Source organism: Pseudomonas sp. FIP_A4 (assembly GCF_036701605.1).
GTDB classification, from domain to species: domain Bacteria; phylum Pseudomonadota; class Gammaproteobacteria; order Pseudomonadales; family Pseudomonadaceae; genus Stutzerimonas; species Stutzerimonas phenolilytica.
Map to the genome: position 1 here is coordinate 1 of NZ_JAYDXP010000047.1, position 1,160 is coordinate 1,160.

1 protein-coding gene is annotated in these 1,160 nt (G+C 64.8%); it reads left to right on the plus strand.

Going from position 1 to position 1,160, the window contains the following annotated elements; all coding sequences use genetic code 11:
* The coding region (locus U8L64_RS00350) for an aldehyde dehydrogenase family protein (RefSeq protein ID WP_333392724.1) at window positions 1-1,160 on the plus strand (1,160 nt) is incomplete at its 3' end.

Consider the following 1,160-nt stretch of genomic DNA (forward strand, 5'->3'; position numbering starts at 1 on the left):
GTGATCGCCGAGTTCCCGCGTTCGGGCGCCGAAGACGTGGAGCGTGCGCTGGACGCTGCCCATGCCGCCGCCGATGCCTGGGGCAAGACCTCGGTGCAGGACCGTGCGCTGATCCTGCTGAAGATCGCCGATCGCATCGAAGCCAACCTGGAAAAGCTCGCCGTCGCCGAAACCTGGGACAACGGCAAGGCCGTGCGCGAAACCCTGAACGCCGACGTGCCGCTGGCTGCCGACCACTTCCGCTACTTCGCCGGCTGCATCCGTGCGCAGGAAGGCAGCACCGCCGAGATCAACGAGCACACCGCCGCCTACCATTTCCACGAGCCGCTGGGCGTGGTCGGGCAGATCATCCCGTGGAACTTCCCGCTGCTGATGGCCGCCTGGAAACTCGCGCCGGCGCTGGCCGCCGGTAACTGCATCGTGCTCAAGCCGGCCGAGCAGACGCCGCTGTCGATCATGGTGTTCATCGAAGTGGTCGGCGATCTGCTGCCGCCGGGCGTGCTGAACATCGTCCAGGGCTTCGGTCGCGAAGCCGGTCAGGCGCTGGCCACCAGCACCCGCATCGCCAAGATCGCCTTCACCGGCTCGACCCCGGTGGGCGCGCACATCATGCGTTGCGCTGCCGAAAACATCATTCCGAGCACCGTCGAGCTGGGCGGCAAGAGCCCGAACATCTTCTTCGAAGACATCATGAATGCCGAGCCGGCGTTCATCGAGAAGGCTGCCGAGGGCCTGGTACTGGCGTTCTTCAACCAGGGCGAGGTGTGCACCTGCCCGTCGCGCGCGGTGATTCAGGAGTCGATCTTCGAGCCCTTCATGGAAGTGGTGATGAAGAAGATCAAGGCCATCAAGCGCGGCAACCCGCTGGATACCGACACCATGGTCGGCGCTCAGGCCTCCGAGCAACAGTTCGACAAGATTCTGTCCTACATGGACATCGCCCAGCAGGAAGGCGCGCAGATCCTCACCGGCGGCGCCGCGGAGAAGCTCGAAGGCGGTCTGGCCAGCGGTTACTACGTGCAGCCGACCCTGATCAAAGGCCACAACAAGATGCGCGTGTTCCAGGAGGAAATCTTCGGGCCGGTGGTGGCCGTCACCACCTTCAAGGACGAAGCCGAAGCGCTGGCGATCGCCAACGACACCGAGTTCGGTCTGGGCGC